General features: G+C 39.6%; 16 protein-coding genes. 8 read left to right on the forward strand and 8 right to left on the reverse strand.

The genetic code is table 11. The features are described 5' to 3' along the window. Nucleotides 1–162: 162 nt before the first annotated feature. Nucleotides 163–1,257 (forward strand): PRK06851 family protein, encoded by a 1,095-nt coding sequence (locus IEO70_RS01485; RefSeq protein WP_407948269.1) that lies wholly within the window; start codon nt 163–165, stop codon nt 1,255–1,257. 42 nt (nt 1,258–1,299) lie between these two features. On the opposite strand, the gene IEO70_RS01490 is transcribed toward IEO70_RS01485, so the two are convergent. Continuing rightward, on the reverse strand, nt 1,300–2,655 hold the full coding sequence (locus IEO70_RS01490; protein ID WP_190996586.1) for a YjiH family protein: 1,356 nt from the start codon (nt 2,653–2,655) through the stop codon (nt 1,300–1,302). A gap of 273 nt (nt 2,656–2,928) precedes the next feature. Here IEO70_RS01490 and IEO70_RS01495 point away from each other — a divergent pair, with 273 nt between their 5' ends. Then, complete coding sequence (locus tag IEO70_RS01495) at nt 2,929–3,789, forward strand: Cof-type HAD-IIB family hydrolase (RefSeq protein WP_190996587.1); 861 nt, start codon at nt 2,929–2,931, stop codon at nt 3,787–3,789. A gap of 108 nt (nt 3,790–3,897) precedes the next feature. Here IEO70_RS01495 and bshB2 read toward each other — a convergent pair whose 3' ends face one another. The 3 genes from bshB2 to pdxK all read right to left on the reverse strand — a co-directional run bounded on the left by bshB2 (nt 3,898) and on the right by pdxK (nt 5,999). Further along, on the reverse strand, nt 3,898–4,569 hold the full coding sequence (gene bshB2 / locus IEO70_RS01500; RefSeq protein ID WP_190996588.1) for a bacillithiol biosynthesis deacetylase BshB2: 672 nt from the start codon (nt 4,567–4,569) through the stop codon (nt 3,898–3,900). A 119-nt stretch (nt 4,570–4,688) separates the two neighbouring features. Next, nucleotides 4,689–5,036 carry a YojF family protein gene (locus IEO70_RS01505; RefSeq protein ID WP_190996589.1) on the reverse strand — a complete coding sequence of 116 codons (348 nt, stop codon included), beginning with the start codon at nt 5,034–5,036 and terminating at the stop codon, nt 4,689–4,691. Nucleotides 5,037–5,180: 144 nt separating this feature from the next. Beyond that, complete coding sequence (pdxK, locus tag IEO70_RS01510) at nt 5,181–5,999, reverse strand: pyridoxine/pyridoxal/pyridoxamine kinase (RefSeq protein ID WP_190996590.1); 819 nt, start codon at nt 5,997–5,999, stop codon at nt 5,181–5,183. A 173-nt stretch (nt 6,000–6,172) separates the two neighbouring features. Here pdxK and IEO70_RS01515 point away from each other — a divergent pair, with 173 nt between their 5' ends. The 3 genes from IEO70_RS01515 to IEO70_RS01525 all read left to right on the forward strand — a co-directional run bounded on the left by IEO70_RS01515 (nt 6,173) and on the right by IEO70_RS01525 (nt 7,911). Continuing rightward, nucleotides 6,173–6,889 carry a uracil-DNA glycosylase gene (locus IEO70_RS01515; RefSeq protein WP_190996591.1) on the forward strand — a complete coding sequence of 239 codons (717 nt, stop codon included), beginning with the start codon at nt 6,173–6,175 and terminating at the stop codon, nt 6,887–6,889. A 310-nt stretch (nt 6,890–7,199) separates the two neighbouring features. Continuing rightward, nucleotides 7,200–7,460 (forward strand): DUF5327 family protein, encoded by a 261-nt coding sequence (locus tag IEO70_RS01520; RefSeq protein WP_190996592.1) that lies wholly within the window; start codon nt 7,200–7,202, stop codon nt 7,458–7,460. Between the two features lie 79 nt (nt 7,461–7,539). After that, entirely contained in the window at nt 7,540–7,911 is a 372-nt protein-coding gene (locus IEO70_RS01525; protein ID WP_190996593.1) for a DUF423 domain-containing protein, read from the forward strand. Between the two features lie 67 nt (nt 7,912–7,978). Here IEO70_RS01525 and IEO70_RS01530 read toward each other — a convergent pair whose 3' ends face one another. From IEO70_RS01530 to hemQ, 3 genes are all read right to left on the reverse strand, one after another. Beyond that, nucleotides 7,979–8,581 (reverse strand): spore coat protein GerQ, encoded by a 603-nt coding sequence (locus tag IEO70_RS01530; RefSeq protein ID WP_235973451.1) that lies wholly within the window; start codon nt 8,579–8,581, stop codon nt 7,979–7,981. Nucleotides 8,582–8,653: 72 nt separating this feature from the next. Continuing rightward, a complete protein-coding gene (locus tag IEO70_RS01535) occupies nt 8,654–9,088 on the reverse strand; it encodes a cell wall hydrolase (protein WP_190996594.1) in 435 nt (144 codons plus the stop codon). Nucleotides 9,089–9,253: 165 nt separating this feature from the next. Then, nucleotides 9,254–9,997 carry a hydrogen peroxide-dependent heme synthase gene (gene hemQ / locus IEO70_RS01540; RefSeq protein WP_190996595.1) on the reverse strand — a complete coding sequence of 248 codons (744 nt, stop codon included), beginning with the start codon at nt 9,995–9,997 and terminating at the stop codon, nt 9,254–9,256. A gap of 288 nt (nt 9,998–10,285) precedes the next feature. Here hemQ and pta point away from each other — a divergent pair, with 288 nt between their 5' ends. Both pta and IEO70_RS01550 read left to right on the forward strand, forming a co-directional pair. Continuing rightward, entirely contained in the window at nt 10,286–11,257 is a 972-nt protein-coding gene (gene pta / locus IEO70_RS01545; protein WP_190996596.1) for a phosphate acetyltransferase, read from the forward strand. 35 nt (nt 11,258–11,292) lie between these two features. Beyond that, nucleotides 11,293–12,138, forward strand: a complete 846-nt coding sequence (locus tag IEO70_RS01550) for a lipoate--protein ligase family protein (protein WP_190996597.1) — start codon at nt 11,293–11,295, stop codon at nt 12,136–12,138. Nucleotides 12,139–12,279: 141 nt separating this feature from the next. Here IEO70_RS01550 and IEO70_RS01555 read toward each other — a convergent pair whose 3' ends face one another. Further along, complete coding sequence (locus tag IEO70_RS01555) at nt 12,280–13,017, reverse strand: RsfA family transcriptional regulator (RefSeq protein ID WP_190996598.1); 738 nt, start codon at nt 13,015–13,017, stop codon at nt 12,280–12,282. A 349-nt stretch (nt 13,018–13,366) separates the two neighbouring features. Between IEO70_RS01555 and IEO70_RS01560 the strand changes: the two genes are divergently transcribed. Then, complete coding sequence (locus tag IEO70_RS01560; RefSeq protein ID WP_190996599.1) at nt 13,367–13,591, forward strand: DUF1450 domain-containing protein; 225 nt, start codon at nt 13,367–13,369, stop codon at nt 13,589–13,591. Nucleotides 13,592–13,659: the final 68 nt, after the last annotated feature.

A 13,659-nucleotide genomic window follows, 5' to 3' on the forward strand; every position in this document is an offset into this window, starting at 1 on the left:
TTCATTGCTTGCTGGCTCCTTCTCCATTAATGTGAATCTAATGAGCTTATTCATGATGAAAAAGGACCGGTGTCGGTTTTTTCTTATTGGGTATTCACCTAATTATGGAGCGATGCATATACTATGAATGCCAGTATTAGGGATGAAGAGGGGTGCTTCATGTTGAAAGGTCGTGTGCTACATTATTTTGCGGAAGGCAATACGGCGCGTGGTTATGCAAATCTATATGAAACCAATTTGCAAGATTTACAAAAGCTGTTGATTTTAAAAGGCGGCTCGAAGGCTTGTAAATCCAGATTGCTAAAGAAGACCGGACTTCACTATGAGAAGGAAGGGTACAGTCTGCATTATATACATTGTCCGATGAATCACGAACACATTGCCGGCATCATTATCGAAGAGCTGCAAATTGGTGTTTTAGACAGTAAAGGGATACAAAGGCTGGATTCAAAAATAGCGCATAAAAAGAAACTTTACATCAATCTGGACCATCAGTATGCGCTGGATGATCAGAAAGAATATGTGGTGCAATTGGCTTCTAAAATTATGAAGCTAAAGCAGGAAGCGTATTTGCTGTATGAGAAAGCTTTGCATATACATGATGAGTGGGAAGCAATTTTTATAGATAATATGGATTTTGAAAAAGCAAACGCTTTAACAGAAGAGATGATTCAACAACTGTATGGAGAGCCGGTATCGACCGGAAAGGGAAAAGTAAAACGGCGCTTTCTTGGAGCGGCAACGCCGGCTGGTGCTGTTGATTATGTGCCATCGTTAACGGATGGTTTAGCGAAGCGATATTTTATAAAAGGGAGACCAGGCTCTGGAAAATCAACGATGTTGAAGAAAATTGCAATTGAAGCGGAGATAAGGGGCTTTGATGTAGAGATATATCATTGTGGCCTTGACCCTCATAGTCTGGATATGGTAATTGTCCGAGAACTGGGATTTGCGATTTTTGATAGTACAGCACCGCATGAGTATTTTCCTATGCGAGTTGGTGATGAAGTGGTTGATGTTTATGCCGCATGCATTGCCCCAGGAACGGATGAAGATTACGAAGGTGACATCGTTCATATTAAAGAGCGATATCAAGAGAAAATAAAGAAGGGAACAGAGGTGCTTCAGTCAGCACGTCAAGCAGAAGATGAACTGGAAATGCTGTATGAGCAAAACGGAGATTCTAATAGAGAAGCTGTTATCGTAGAGAAGATCCTTTGCTTTATAGAGGAGGGAAGAAATATTACGAGAACATAGTAAAAAGGCGTGGAGGAATCCGCGCCTTTTGTTCGTGAACCTTTAAAAAATTAAGTGTGCCACTAAGACAATAATCGGTAATGTGATTACTGTACGAAGAAGGAAGATAGCAACTAAATCCTTGAATTTGACCGGGATTTTAGAGCCGAGCAGTAAGCCCCCAACCTCTGACATGTAGATAAGCTGTGTGACAGATAGGCAGGCAATGACGAAACGAGTAAGCTCGCTCTCAATGCCAGCTGCCAAAACAGAAGGCAGGAACATGTCGGCAAACCCGATTAAGATAGTTTCGGAAGCAGCATGTGCTTCTGGAACATTTAAAAGCTCGAGAATCGGTACAAATGGAATGCCTAGCCATTGGAATAAAGGTGTATAATTGGCGATGATGACGGCTAGTGTCCCCATTGCCATAACAACTGGAGCTACACCCATCCACATATCTAGAACATTTCGCCCGCCGTCGATGAAGAACTGCTTCATGCCTTGGTTTTTAGATGCTCGTTCAACAGCTTGTGAAAAACCCCATGAAAAAGGTGTATAACCTTCCGGAATAATTTCTTGCTGTTTATCAGGATTTTCTCTATAGTATTCATCCGGTTTTCTGCTTAATGGAGGAATTCGAGGCATGATAATCGCTGCAGCAACACCTGCCAATAGTACTGTTAAGTAGAATGGAATGAACATATGACTTAGACCAACTTGTGAAATGATGACAAGGCTGAATGTGATTGATACAACTGAGAACGTTGTGCCGATAATAGCAGCTTCACGTTTCGTGTAAATTCCTTCTTCATATTGCTTGCTCGTCAGAAGAACACCGATAGTGCCGTCGCCAAGCCAAGAAGTAGCACAGCCGACTGATGCACTTCCCGGAAGCTTGAATAAAGGACGCATAACTTTCGTGAATACAGCCCCAAACAGCTCCAGTAATCCGTAATTCAACAATAATGGTAACAGTAATCCCGCAAAGAAGAATACTGAGAATAAAACGGCCAATAGGTTAAATAAAAGCATCCCGCCTGTATCAGCTGACCAGATCCATTCAGGACCAATTTGAAAAATTGTGCATACGGCAAAAATTGCGCCTAACACACGAATTACAACCCACGCGGCATGTACATCAAACAGTGACATGAAAAATGGGCTTTTTTTCAAAAATGGCAGTTCAATAAATTTAGCAATTACCGTTATGATGGCAGTCAACACAATGATGACTGCTGTGATGTATGGAATTGAATTTCCCAGCACGTCTTGCATAAAGCCGGACAAGATTGCAATTGGAATGGTAATCTCTCCGTTATACTTGATGGGAGTCATGAATAAAAGAATACCGATCAAAGATGGAATGATAAACATGAGAATTGAAGATAGCGTAAAATGATTTCTGGTTGACTTCATGATGTTCCTCTCTCAATAACTCTGTATTTTTATTAGTATAATTACATATTAATGCATTTTATAAAAAAAATCTATTATTATTTGAAAATAATAGATAGTTATGGGTGAAATGTAGAATTATTTTTCTGATAATAAAACCCCTTTTTAAATAATTATACTAATATAATTATTTCACTGCTTATTAACAAAATAAATGCCAATTTTATTAATAAAATATACAATGAACTAGCAGGTGATTTTTATTATTAAGATGAATTGGAGGGGGACGGACGTATGATCAAATGTATTGCATCCGATATGGATGGTACGTTGCTTAATAGTATGGAGAAAATCAGTGAGGAAAATGCGCGGGCAATTAAAGCTGCTCAAGAGAGTGGCGCAGCTTTTGTAATCGCAACTGGACGTTCCTATAAAGAAGTTCGCTGCATGTTAGATGAGGCGGATCTAAATTGTTCGGTGCTTTCGTTGAATGGGGCGGTTGCTTATGATGAGAATGGCAAACTGATCTCATCTGATCCGATTGATGTAAATACTGTACACCATGTAAGGGGATTATTGGATACGTATAAATTGTATTATGAAATTTATACGAATAAAGGCGTCTATACATACAGCAAGGAGCAATCATTGGCTATTTTGGTTGATATTCTTGTTTCAGCCATGCCTCATTTGGACCCGTTGTTCATTGCGGAAAAAGCCGGTCAGCGCTTCGAATCGGATTTTATGACTCTAATTGATGATTATGACAAGCTGTATGAAGTGCCGGATATGCAATTCTATAAGTTTTTGATTTTTTCTAATGACAATTCATTACTTGAGAAAATAGGCGGAATGCTGAAACAGCTGAAGCAGTTGGCTGTCAGCTCGTCAGGACCCGGCAACTTGGAAATTACAAATAATACAGCGCAAAAGGGCATTGCATTAAGCCGATTCGTAAGTGAAAGGAATATTGCCTTAAACGATACGATGGCGATCGGAGATAATTTTAATGATTGCTCGATGTTTGAACGAGTAGGAAAACCGGTAGCGATGGGTAATGCATCTGCTGAAATTAAACTACTTTGCGGTGAAGTAACGTTGACTAATGATGAAAATGGAGTAGCGCACGCTATTTTAAAGGCTATCAATAAATGAAAAAGAAAAAGCCGCCGTATAAGGGCGACTGTAAAAAAGGGGGATACTTTGGAAAGCTCATCGTAGCTATAAGTATTGCCTCTTTTTATTTTTTTATTCAATGAAAAATTATTTATTCCACTTGTAGGTCCAAAATTTTTCTTTTGTTAACCGTTCCATTACTTCGGGGTCTTTTTCTTTCAGTTTCTCTTCCCATGGACCGACCATTAGCTGTGTTTGAGAAGCGTGAGCCTTTAAAGTGGCTAGTTTTGTTTCCAAGTATTCGCTGATATCGTATACAACATCAGGTTCTCCCAAATCCTCGACAGTATTATGTGCAAAAGCAACGGTTTGGAGTACAGGGCGTTTAGAAGCTTCAATGCGGCCCAATGATGCAACAACGGCTCTGCCTGTAGCATCATGATCTGGGTGCACACTATATCCCGGATAAAAGGAAATAACAAGTGAAGGCTGCAGTTCTTCAACAGCATCCGTTACCATCGAAATTAGTTTTTCTTCATCTTCAAATTCAATTGTTTTATCGCGAAGACCCATCATTCGCAAATCTTGGATACCCATTTCAGCTGCGGCATTCTGTAATTCTTTCTTTCGAATGCCGGGAAGTGACTCGCGCGTCGCGAACGGCGGGTTTCCAAGGTTTCGTCCCATTTCTCCTAAGGTAAGACACATATACGTGACGGGTATTCCTTTTTTTGTATAAGCTGCGATTGTGCCGGAAACACCGAATGCTTCATCATCCGGATGAGGGAAAATAACAAGAACATGGCTTTCTTTCTTCATTGGAATGAGCTCCTTTCTATTCTGAAAAGATTTAAATTTAAATAGTTGTCTAACCTTTTTCATCGAGATGAATCTAAGTAGCATTTTCATGAAGAAAAAGGACCCGTAACGGTTTTTCTTTATTCAAAAGGCGTCGGACTGATTTGCAGGGCAACAGCCAATTTGCCGTCTCCATCCAAACCTGCCAGCAGCAGCCTATTATGATTGTCAATTTCGTAGTGGTTGATACCTTCAGCGTAAATCCAGCCGATTGGCAGTTTCAGGCCCACACGGTAAGGATCTTCTCCGGCAATTTTGCCGTGTTCAAACTGAACGCGCGCATTTCGAATATAAGCACCCGTAGAGTAGGCACCACCACCGAAGTGTGAAGCATAAGCTCCGTTTGTCGTTTCTAAATGAATATAGACGTCCTGATTTTGGAATGCATTAATAGCTTTTTGGACATCAGATACAATAATCGGCTTCATATAAACATCCTCCCCGTTAAAAAGTGCTTTCTTATAGCTTACTAAAAAGACAGTTATAATGCGAAAAGAAAATCTCGATATATATTTGTGAAGCTGACAAAAAGAGAAAAGGGTTTCCGGAGGAATTCCGGTAAACCCTTAAAATTATTTGCCAGCTTTATATAATTTATAGGCGCCATGCATTGTTGGGCCAACATATTCGTTTAGTTTCCATGAATGGCGAATCGCCTCTGTGATGAAGTCCTTTGCTACAGAAATAGCTTCCTTCACATCTTTTCCAAGTGCTAATTCCGCTGCGATTGCCGCTGCGAAAGTGCAGCCGGCGCCATGCGTATATGTAGTCGGAATCAGGTCGTTCTCAATAATGATATGCTCGTTTCCGTCATACACAAGGTCAATCGCTTTGTCATTGCCGTGCAACTTGCTTCCTCCCTTGATGATGACATACGGAACGCCTAAAGCATGAATTTTTTCAGCTGCTTTTTTCATTTGATCGATTGTTGTGATTGTTTGCATTCCTGCTAATTGGGACGCTTCGAACAAGTTCGGTGTTGTCACAGTCGCTAATGGGAGCAGTGAATTTCTATAGGCAATTGTATGCTCTGGGAATAATACTTCATCTTCACCTTTACATACCATAACTGGGTCAACAACGACATTTTTTAAGTTGTATTCTTTAATTTTTTTTGCCGCTAGTTCAATGATTTCAACTGAGCCTAGCATGCCTGTTTTCAAAGCATCAACCCCAACAGATAAAATTGTTTCTAGTTGTGCTTCAACCACATCTACACTTTGCGGAAAAACTTGATGATGCCAATTATTCTTAGGGTCCATTGCTACGATGGTCGTAAGTGCAGTCATACCGTATACGCCCAGTTCTTGGAATGTTTTCAAATCAGCTTGGATACCTGCACCGCCGCTGGAATCAGAACCAGCAATGGTTAATGCTTTTTTCATTGTCATGATAATCCTCCTAAAAGTAGTAGAGCAATAATTACAGAATTCGATAATTTTCGCTTTTATCTTTTATAAGAATATAATAATCTTGATGATAATTACAATATTTGAATTGAATCAACGAAATAAGTCTAGCACATTTTTATATAAAAAATATCACTAATAAAAAGGGGAAGAACATGATAGTACCTAATAACGTCCATCTGTCATGGCAAGGATTTCTGACAGATGAAATCAGACAAGAACTGCAAGGGATTGAAAAACAAATCGGAGAAAATTACAATCCGAGCAATAGCGAACAAATATTACGATTCCTGACGACAGACCTTGAAAAGGTGAGAGTTATATGGTTGGGGCAGGATGTATATCCGATGAAGGGCGTTGCAACCGGTAGGTCGTTCGAAGTAGGAACACTTGAAAACTGGCAACAGCCTTTTAAGCAAGTATCCATGAAAAATATTATTCGTTTAATCCATAAAGAATATAACAATATCCAATCCTATAATGAGATTAAATCGTATGAGGAGATCAAGAAAGAGATTGCATCCGGTACATTTCAGCTGCAAACCCCTAAGAAATGGTTTGATGCACTTGAAGAGCAAGGTGTTCTATTTCTGAATACATCCTTCACGTGTGAAACGGGAAAACCGAATAGTCATAAGGAAATTTGGGCTCATTTTTCAAAATGTGTGCTGTTGTACATTTCGAAAGTTAACCCTGACATAATATGGTTCTTGTGGGGTAAGGAAGCAATGGGGAATAAACCCTTTATAGAGCAAGGCGTATTCTACGAAAGTCGACATCCAATGATGTGCAGTGTTAAATATGAGAATGATTTTCTGAAATTCGACGGCTTTAGGAAAACGATGAATATAATCAATTGGTTAGGTATTTGAATATTCGACAATGTTCCACGTGAAACGTTAATTTTTGACAGCAAATAGGGGTAATGATATGGAACAAAGGGTGAATTGTATGCAGTGTAAGCATTTTTTTGTCACATGGGATAATAATGCTCCTAAAGGTTGTAAGGCATTCGGGTTTAAATCCTCTATAATTCCTTCAATAGTAGTGAAGCGGTCCTCGGGGGAAGTTTGTCTGAAATATGAAAAGAAACGTCGGTAAAGGTTTGGGAGAAGTGCAAAAATTCCGTCTGTGGTAAAATTATAAAGAAATTATTGCTAGTATCTAAAGGAGTGAAAATACTTGAATATCCCATCAAGTAAAGTATTAGAGAAAATGGGGGAACTTGTAGCAAAAGCGCAGGCAACTGAAACAGAAGAGCAGCGGAATGGCTATGTCATAGCCATAAAAACCTTATGTGATCTGCTCATTCAAGATGATGATATGAAGGAAGAAACATTCTCGCAGAAAGAGCTGACATCTTCAACAGTTTTTTCTGAAAGTGATTTGCAAAGAAAGCTGTCTGTCGATGACGCAAATGGCACATCTCTATTAGATTTTTAATTCCGTTCCTGATTTATATTGAAATCGGAGAGCGATTTATAATTGTAATTATTTCGCTATAAAGAAAAGAGGGAGTAGGATGAAGTTATTTATTACTTTAGGGGCGGTTAATGGCTTTTTAGCAGTTGCTCTAGGTGCATTTGGTGCACATATGCTAGAAGGGAGAATTCCGGAGAAGTATATCGCTACATGGGAAACAGCTGTGCAGTATCAAATGTTTCATGCAGTCGGTTTGTTAGTGATTGGGTTGTTGGCGTGGAAATTGGGGACTCTTCCAGCTATAAATTGTTCGGGCTATTTGATGTTAGCCGGAATTATCTTTTTTTCAGGAAGTTTATACACTTTAAGTGTAACGCAAATTTCTATTTTAGGAGCCATTACACCAATAGGCGGAGTTCTTTTTCTAGCTTCGTGGGTTATGATGATTGTTGCCGTTTTCAAATATGCATAAAGGTTAAGAGGGTGCTAGTCTCCCGATGGTCAAAAGTCATGGGAAGATAACACCCTTTTATTTATGCTTAGGAAGTCTGAATCGGCTCATTAAAGGTAATATAATCGATATAGACCATTAATAATACATAATAAGTGTTTGTTTCCGGATCTAATAGAATAATGTGGTCTCTTCCTGATGCTATGATGTTTCCTCTTACAGTCATGTTTGGATTTGCAGAGTGTGCACTGAAAGTCAAATGGACAGTAGCAAGATTTCCTTTGTTTAATCGAATAATATTTTCGAGATAAGCATGCTGAATCTCAAGCATTCCTGGTACATTAGCAGCTGGATTGGCACCTAGTACCACTTTATTAGAGGCTGGACTAAATTGGCTCGTGGCAGACGGATTGGCACCTAGTACTACTTTATTAGTGGCTGGATCAAATTGGCCCATGGATGTAGGAATAAGAGGTCCGCCTGAAGCTTCTAATGGGCCTCCCATGTATGTTTGCATAGGTTGTTGTGGCATCTGTTGCATTGATTGTGGCATCTGCTGTTGAGGGTAGGTGCCGAAATTAGGTTGTTGCCCGCTCTGTTGCGTTTGTGCGTATTGCGGTACTCCCCCTTGTTGTGTCGTATAGCCGTAATTGCTATACGGATTAGGGTTTTTGGAATTCATTTGATCCATGTGGACATACCTCCATTTTTATAAATTAATAATGTGGAATGACAATGCGGTCGTTCATCTAATCAGGTACTATTAGATCGAATAAACGGCTGGACATTCGTCACCGGTTGGCTCAAAGAAACAATGATTTCTATATACACCTGAATTCGGTTGATCGTACCATGAATCAGGACAATCACCGGGTGTGGGGGGCCTGAAAAACCATAAAGCATACGTTGCCGGCCAAAATCTTTCGCCCTCTAGAACTCTGCGTGCCTGTTTAATATCTACATCTCTTGCCCTTTGATAAAAATAACCTTTTTGAGTTGCCTCGAAACCGCCTGGATTTTGGAATACCATCTGATTAATCGTACGGATATTTTTGAAATCAAGACAATCTGCTGCTACACGATTAACACCGACATTGCCGACGAGGAGCATACCTAGGGTGCCTTCTCCTTCAGCTTCTGCTCTCATTAGCCGTGCCAATAGTGCTACATCATTCTCTGTGTAAGGGATTCTTCCCATTACTTTCACCCCTTTGAAGTACATTCTTGTGGTATGGTAAAAGTTGATTTTAACTGTTGTTTGATTGATTTAAGCTATTACTATTTCATGTGTATGATACGAGCGAAAAAATATGCAAAAAACTCTTGCCGGACATGGCAAGAGTTTTAAGTAAGTATATAGTGATTAAACATGCAAAAATGTGCTGACTTTATCTTCTTCTAAAATATTTCCGACAAAAAATTCGCCAAATTCTCCATAACGTGCGCTTACTTCATCGAATCGCATTTCATACACAAGCTTCTTAAATTGCAGAACGTCATCAGCGAATAAAGTAACGCCCCACTCGTAATCATCAAAGCCAACTGAACCGGTAATGATTTGTTTGACTAATCCGGCATATTTGCGTCCGACCATACCGTGAGAACGCATCAGTTCTTTACGAGTATCCATAGGAAGCATGTACCAGTTGTCTTCACCTTGACGGCGTTTATCCATCGGGTAGAAACATACATGCTGCTTTTTCGGTAAAATTGGATACAGACGAGCTAAAATTTCCGGACTTTGATAAGGATCTTTATCAGCCGGTAAATAGTTGCTGAGTTCTACTACAGAAACGTATGAATGAGCCGGAATAGTAAACTCAGCTAATTTTGATTTATTGAATTCCGTTTCAATTTCATTAAGCTCTTTCATTGTCGGACGCAGAATCATCATCATAAAATCGGCTTTTTGGCCAACGATTGTATAAAGCGCATGCGAGCCTTGTTTCTCTTCTTCAGTTTTATTCCACTTTTCTACCAATGCTAAAAATTCAGAAATTGCTTCTTGGCGTTCTTCGTTAGAAAGCATTTTCCAAGTTGTCCAATCAATGGTGCGGAAATCATGTAAACAATACCATCCATCAAGTGTTTGTGCTGCTTCACTCATCAAAATCACTCCCATGTATCCTTCTATTTTCAACAATACTATATCATATTCTAAAAAAAAGAGAGGCTACGGAAGTCCGGCTGACGCTAAAATTTCAAAATTAAAATTAGATTACTTTATTTTTAAAATACTCCTGAGCAGTAAATAATAGTGGTATACTAATATGAGGTATTTTAGTTGTAACAGAAAATAGGCGCTTAAAGCGTCTCTTTGTCGTACTTTAAATAGAAATATTTCTTATTACAGAGTATGCTAACTATATAGAGAAAAATGAAGGAGGCTTTTTTAGTGAGTGATTTATTTACATCATTGAAAGAAAAACTAGCAGGAAAAGATATTAAAATCGTTTTTCCAGAAGGAATGGATGAGCGTATTTTGACATCTGCAAGCAGATTGGCTGAAGAGCAAATCGTAAAACCGATTTTAGTCGGTAATGCAGAAGATATTCAAGGGAAAGCAAATGAATTAAACCTTTCACTTAATAATGTTGATATATATGACCCAATGCACTTCGAAGGAATGGATGAGCTAATCAATGCTTTCGTTGAACGACGCAACGGAAAAGTGACGCATGAAGATGCAGCGAAAATTCTTTTGGATGAAAACTACTTCGGTACAATGCTTGTTTACTTAAATAAAGCTGACGGACTTGTAAGCGGTGCAGCGCATTCTACAGCGGACACGGTACGTCCGGCATTGCAGATTATTAAAACAAAACCAGGTATCAAGAAAACTTCAGGCGTATTTATCATGGTTCGCGAAGAAGAAAAATACGTGTTTGCTGACTGTGCAATCAATATCGCCCCTGATAGTCAAGACTTAGCGGAAATTGCAGTGGAAAGTGCTAAGACTGCTCAAATGTTCGGCATGGAGCCGCGTGTAGCAATGCTAAGCTTCTCTACAAAAGGCTCAGCAGTATCACCTGAAACAACGAAAGTATCTGATGCTGTTGCGATAGCAAAAGAACTTGAGCCTACATTATTAGTGGATGGAGAATTCCAATTCGACGCAGCGTTCGTTCCTTCTGTTGCAGCAAGTAAGGCACCTAACTCAGACATTAAAGGTGATGCAAACGTATTTGTATTCCCAAGTCTTGAAGCAGGCAACATCGGCTACAAAATCGCACAACGTCTAGGAAACTTTGAAGCTGTTGGTCCAATTCTTCAAGGTTTAAATCAGCCAGTAAACGATCTTTCTCGCGGGTGTAACGCAGAAGATGTATATAAATTAGCGATTATTACAGCAGGACAAGCACTATAATATAGTGTACATACGAGCAAAAGGGGGATAAGGCTATGAGTGGAGATCATTCTTTACTGCGTCAAAAGATGTGGAGATTCATTAATCACACTTCTGAAGGCTCTTCTTTCTCTGCTGTACAGTCATTTGCAATTGATGACACTCTCTGTCAGTCAGTCGGAACGGGAGAGTCATCAGCAGTTGCAAGAGCATGGATACATGAACAAACAGTCGTGCTTGGCATACAAGACAGCAGAATGCCTTTTCTTGAGAGCGGCATTTCCTATTTGCACTCTCAAGGCTATCAGGCAATTGTCCGCAATTCAGGCGGCTTAGCAGTGGTGCTTGATAAAGGGGTTCTGAATTTGACACTTGTATTCTCTGAAAAAGAGCATCGTATCTCCATTAATCAAGGATATGAGGCAATGGTCGAATTCATCCGGAATATGTTCAAAGACTATGGAGCAAAGATTGAAGCAAAGGAAATCGTGGGGTCGTACTGCCCGGGAAGTTATGATTTGAGTATCGGCGGCAAAAAATTTGCTGGCATTTCTCAAAGAAGAGTTCGAAATGGAGTGGCAGTGCAAATTTATCTGTGCATAAATGAAAGCGGTTCAAAAAGAGCGGCGATGATTAAAGAGTTTTACAGACTAGCAAAAGGCGGGCAAGAAACTAAGTTTCAGTATCCGGACATACATCCGGAAGTAATGGCGTCGCTCACTGAATTGTTGCAAGATCAGCTCACGGTTGAAGATGTGATGGTGCGAATCCGAAATACAGCGCAATTATACGGAGAATCTGTTGAAACGTCTAAACTAACAGCGGCAGAAGAAGAACAGTATACGATCTACTTCAATAGAATGATTGAGCGAAACGCGAAGCTGACGAGATCTGCTGAGTAAATTGTGCTTCCGGATTAAGCGCAAATAAAATAGAAAGGCTGACGGACTAATAAACAAGCACCGTCAGCCTCTTCTATTATAGATAAAGATTGTTATTGCCGCCCTCAAATATTTATAGCAAAGGACCGGTGCCGGTTTTTCCTACTCCGCTACTTTTTCCAGATTTCCATTACGGTCCATTTTGAATTTTGTCGCATGAGGAGCGTCTTCCTCAAGCAATACGAGCTTGCGTGCGCGATTCATGATTTTCATGATTGTTTCGTAATCTTCTTGGATAGTTTCTGTGTTTTCTTCGAGATTTTCGATTTTATGCTCCAGTTCATCTTTCATTTGCTTTAAGCGGCTTATTTCATTCTTTGCTTCAACCAATTCCGCTTTTAATCTTGTGTTCTCAGAATGAAGTGCTTCACTATGCAAGCTTTCCTTATTCATAGATTGCAAAAACTCAATGACATCTTCAAGTGAAGAGACAGTTGTTGCAGCAGAAACAGCTGTTGGAATTTGCTCATACGTAACTGTTGTTTCTGGTTCAACCGCATTAGTTGATGATAGAAGCTCCTTCGGTTCGGGCAATAATCCTACTTCTAAAACAGTAGGTGTAGGAGGAGTATATAGAAGTTTCTTCTTGCCTCCTTGGTCTTTTCCTAACAGGCGATTGCGTTGTTTCCGTTGTTTTTTTGCCAATTGTAAAGCCTTTTCGTAATTGTGGCGTACAACTGCATTCCAGCGGAAGCCGCATGCGGCAGATGTACGGTTTAGCTTATCGCCGACTTCTTCAAATGCGTTCAGCTGTGTACTACCTTCACGCACATGGCGTAACACCGTTTCAGCCAGCAATAAATCATCTTCGTGTGTCCAAGCATCTTGTCTAACTTTCATTTTATAATCTTCCTTTCATTGACTTTCGTGTGATGGTTCTTTTTGTTAATATCATTCTGTACAAATTCATAATTTTTTATACAAAAAAGTTAAAAGGCTAATAGTTTAACTTTTTAGCAATTGTGTTGCGCTTTTAAGTGCGGTTAATTGCTAGATTTCTTTTTTATACATCCTAAAAGGCTGGTGCAGATTCTCCATGAAAATTAGTATTGTTTTGGAAAATGTGTTCATTTTGACTTTCAAATATAGAAAGGGTAAAATACCTTGTGTGTTAAGGTGAGCGCTATTTAATATAATTGCTCGCCATTTACGCTAGATCCACCTTATGCAGGAAGGAATGAAACAAGGGATGGCAAACGAATTTAAAGTATGTGATGATTGCCAGGCAACGAACATCAAGACGCTTGTTCCTCGTTTGAAACAGATTGATCCGGATGCAACTATTGAAATTGGCTGTCATTCATATTGCGGGCCAGGCAGAAAGAAATCTTTTACCTTTGTGAATGGTCGCCCAGTTGCAGCTCCTACAGAAGACGAGCTCATTGAAAAGGTTAAAGCGAAGCTGAAGAAATAAAGCAGCATTCGCTTCATCATAAATGTTAAAATCACCGTTCTCTCATTAGAAGAAAACGGTGATTTTTA

Origin of the sequence: Peribacillus faecalis, assembly GCF_014712675.1 — a bacterium.
Taxonomy (GTDB): domain Bacteria; phylum Bacillota; class Bacilli; order Bacillales; family DSM-1321; genus Bacillus_AD; species Bacillus_AD faecalis.

Bases quoted from the DNA above. Each gene is read 5' to 3' on its own strand.
- IEO70_RS01490 (WP_190996586.1), bottom strand. From the start codon at position 2,655: ATGAAGTCAACCAGAAATCATTTTACGCTATCTTCAATTCTCATGTTT.
- IEO70_RS01495 (WP_190996587.1), top strand. From the start codon at position 2,929: ATGATCAAATGTATTGCATCCGATATGGATGGTACGTTGCTTAATAGT.
- bshB2 (WP_190996588.1), bottom strand. From the start codon at position 4,569: ATGAAGAAAGAAAGCCATGTTCTTGTTATTTTCCCTCATCCGGATGAT.
- IEO70_RS01505 (WP_190996589.1), bottom strand. From the start codon at position 5,036: ATGAAGCCGATTATTGTATCTGATGTCCAAAAAGCTATTAATGCATTC.
- pdxK (WP_190996590.1), bottom strand. From the start codon at position 5,999: ATGACAATGAAAAAAGCATTAACCATTGCTGGTTCTGATTCCAGCGGC.
- IEO70_RS01515 (WP_190996591.1), top strand. From the start codon at position 6,173: ATGATAGTACCTAATAACGTCCATCTGTCATGGCAAGGATTTCTGACA.
- IEO70_RS01525 (WP_190996593.1), top strand. From the start codon at position 7,540: ATGAAGTTATTTATTACTTTAGGGGCGGTTAATGGCTTTTTAGCAGTT.
- IEO70_RS01530 (WP_235973451.1), bottom strand. From the start codon at position 8,581: ATGGATCAAATGAATTCCAAAAACCCTAATCCGTATAGCAATTACGGC.
- IEO70_RS01535 (WP_190996594.1), bottom strand. From the start codon at position 9,088: ATGGGAAGAATCCCTTACACAGAGAATGATGTAGCACTATTGGCACGG.
- hemQ (WP_190996595.1), bottom strand. From the start codon at position 9,997: ATGAGTGAAGCAGCACAAACACTTGATGGATGGTATTGTTTACATGAT.
- IEO70_RS01550 (WP_190996597.1), top strand. From the start codon at position 11,293: ATGAGTGGAGATCATTCTTTACTGCGTCAAAAGATGTGGAGATTCATT.
- IEO70_RS01555 (WP_190996598.1), bottom strand. From the start codon at position 13,017: ATGAAAGTTAGACAAGATGCTTGGACACACGAAGATGATTTATTGCTG.
- IEO70_RS01560 (WP_190996599.1), top strand. From the start codon at position 13,367: ATGGCAAACGAATTTAAAGTATGTGATGATTGCCAGGCAACGAACATC.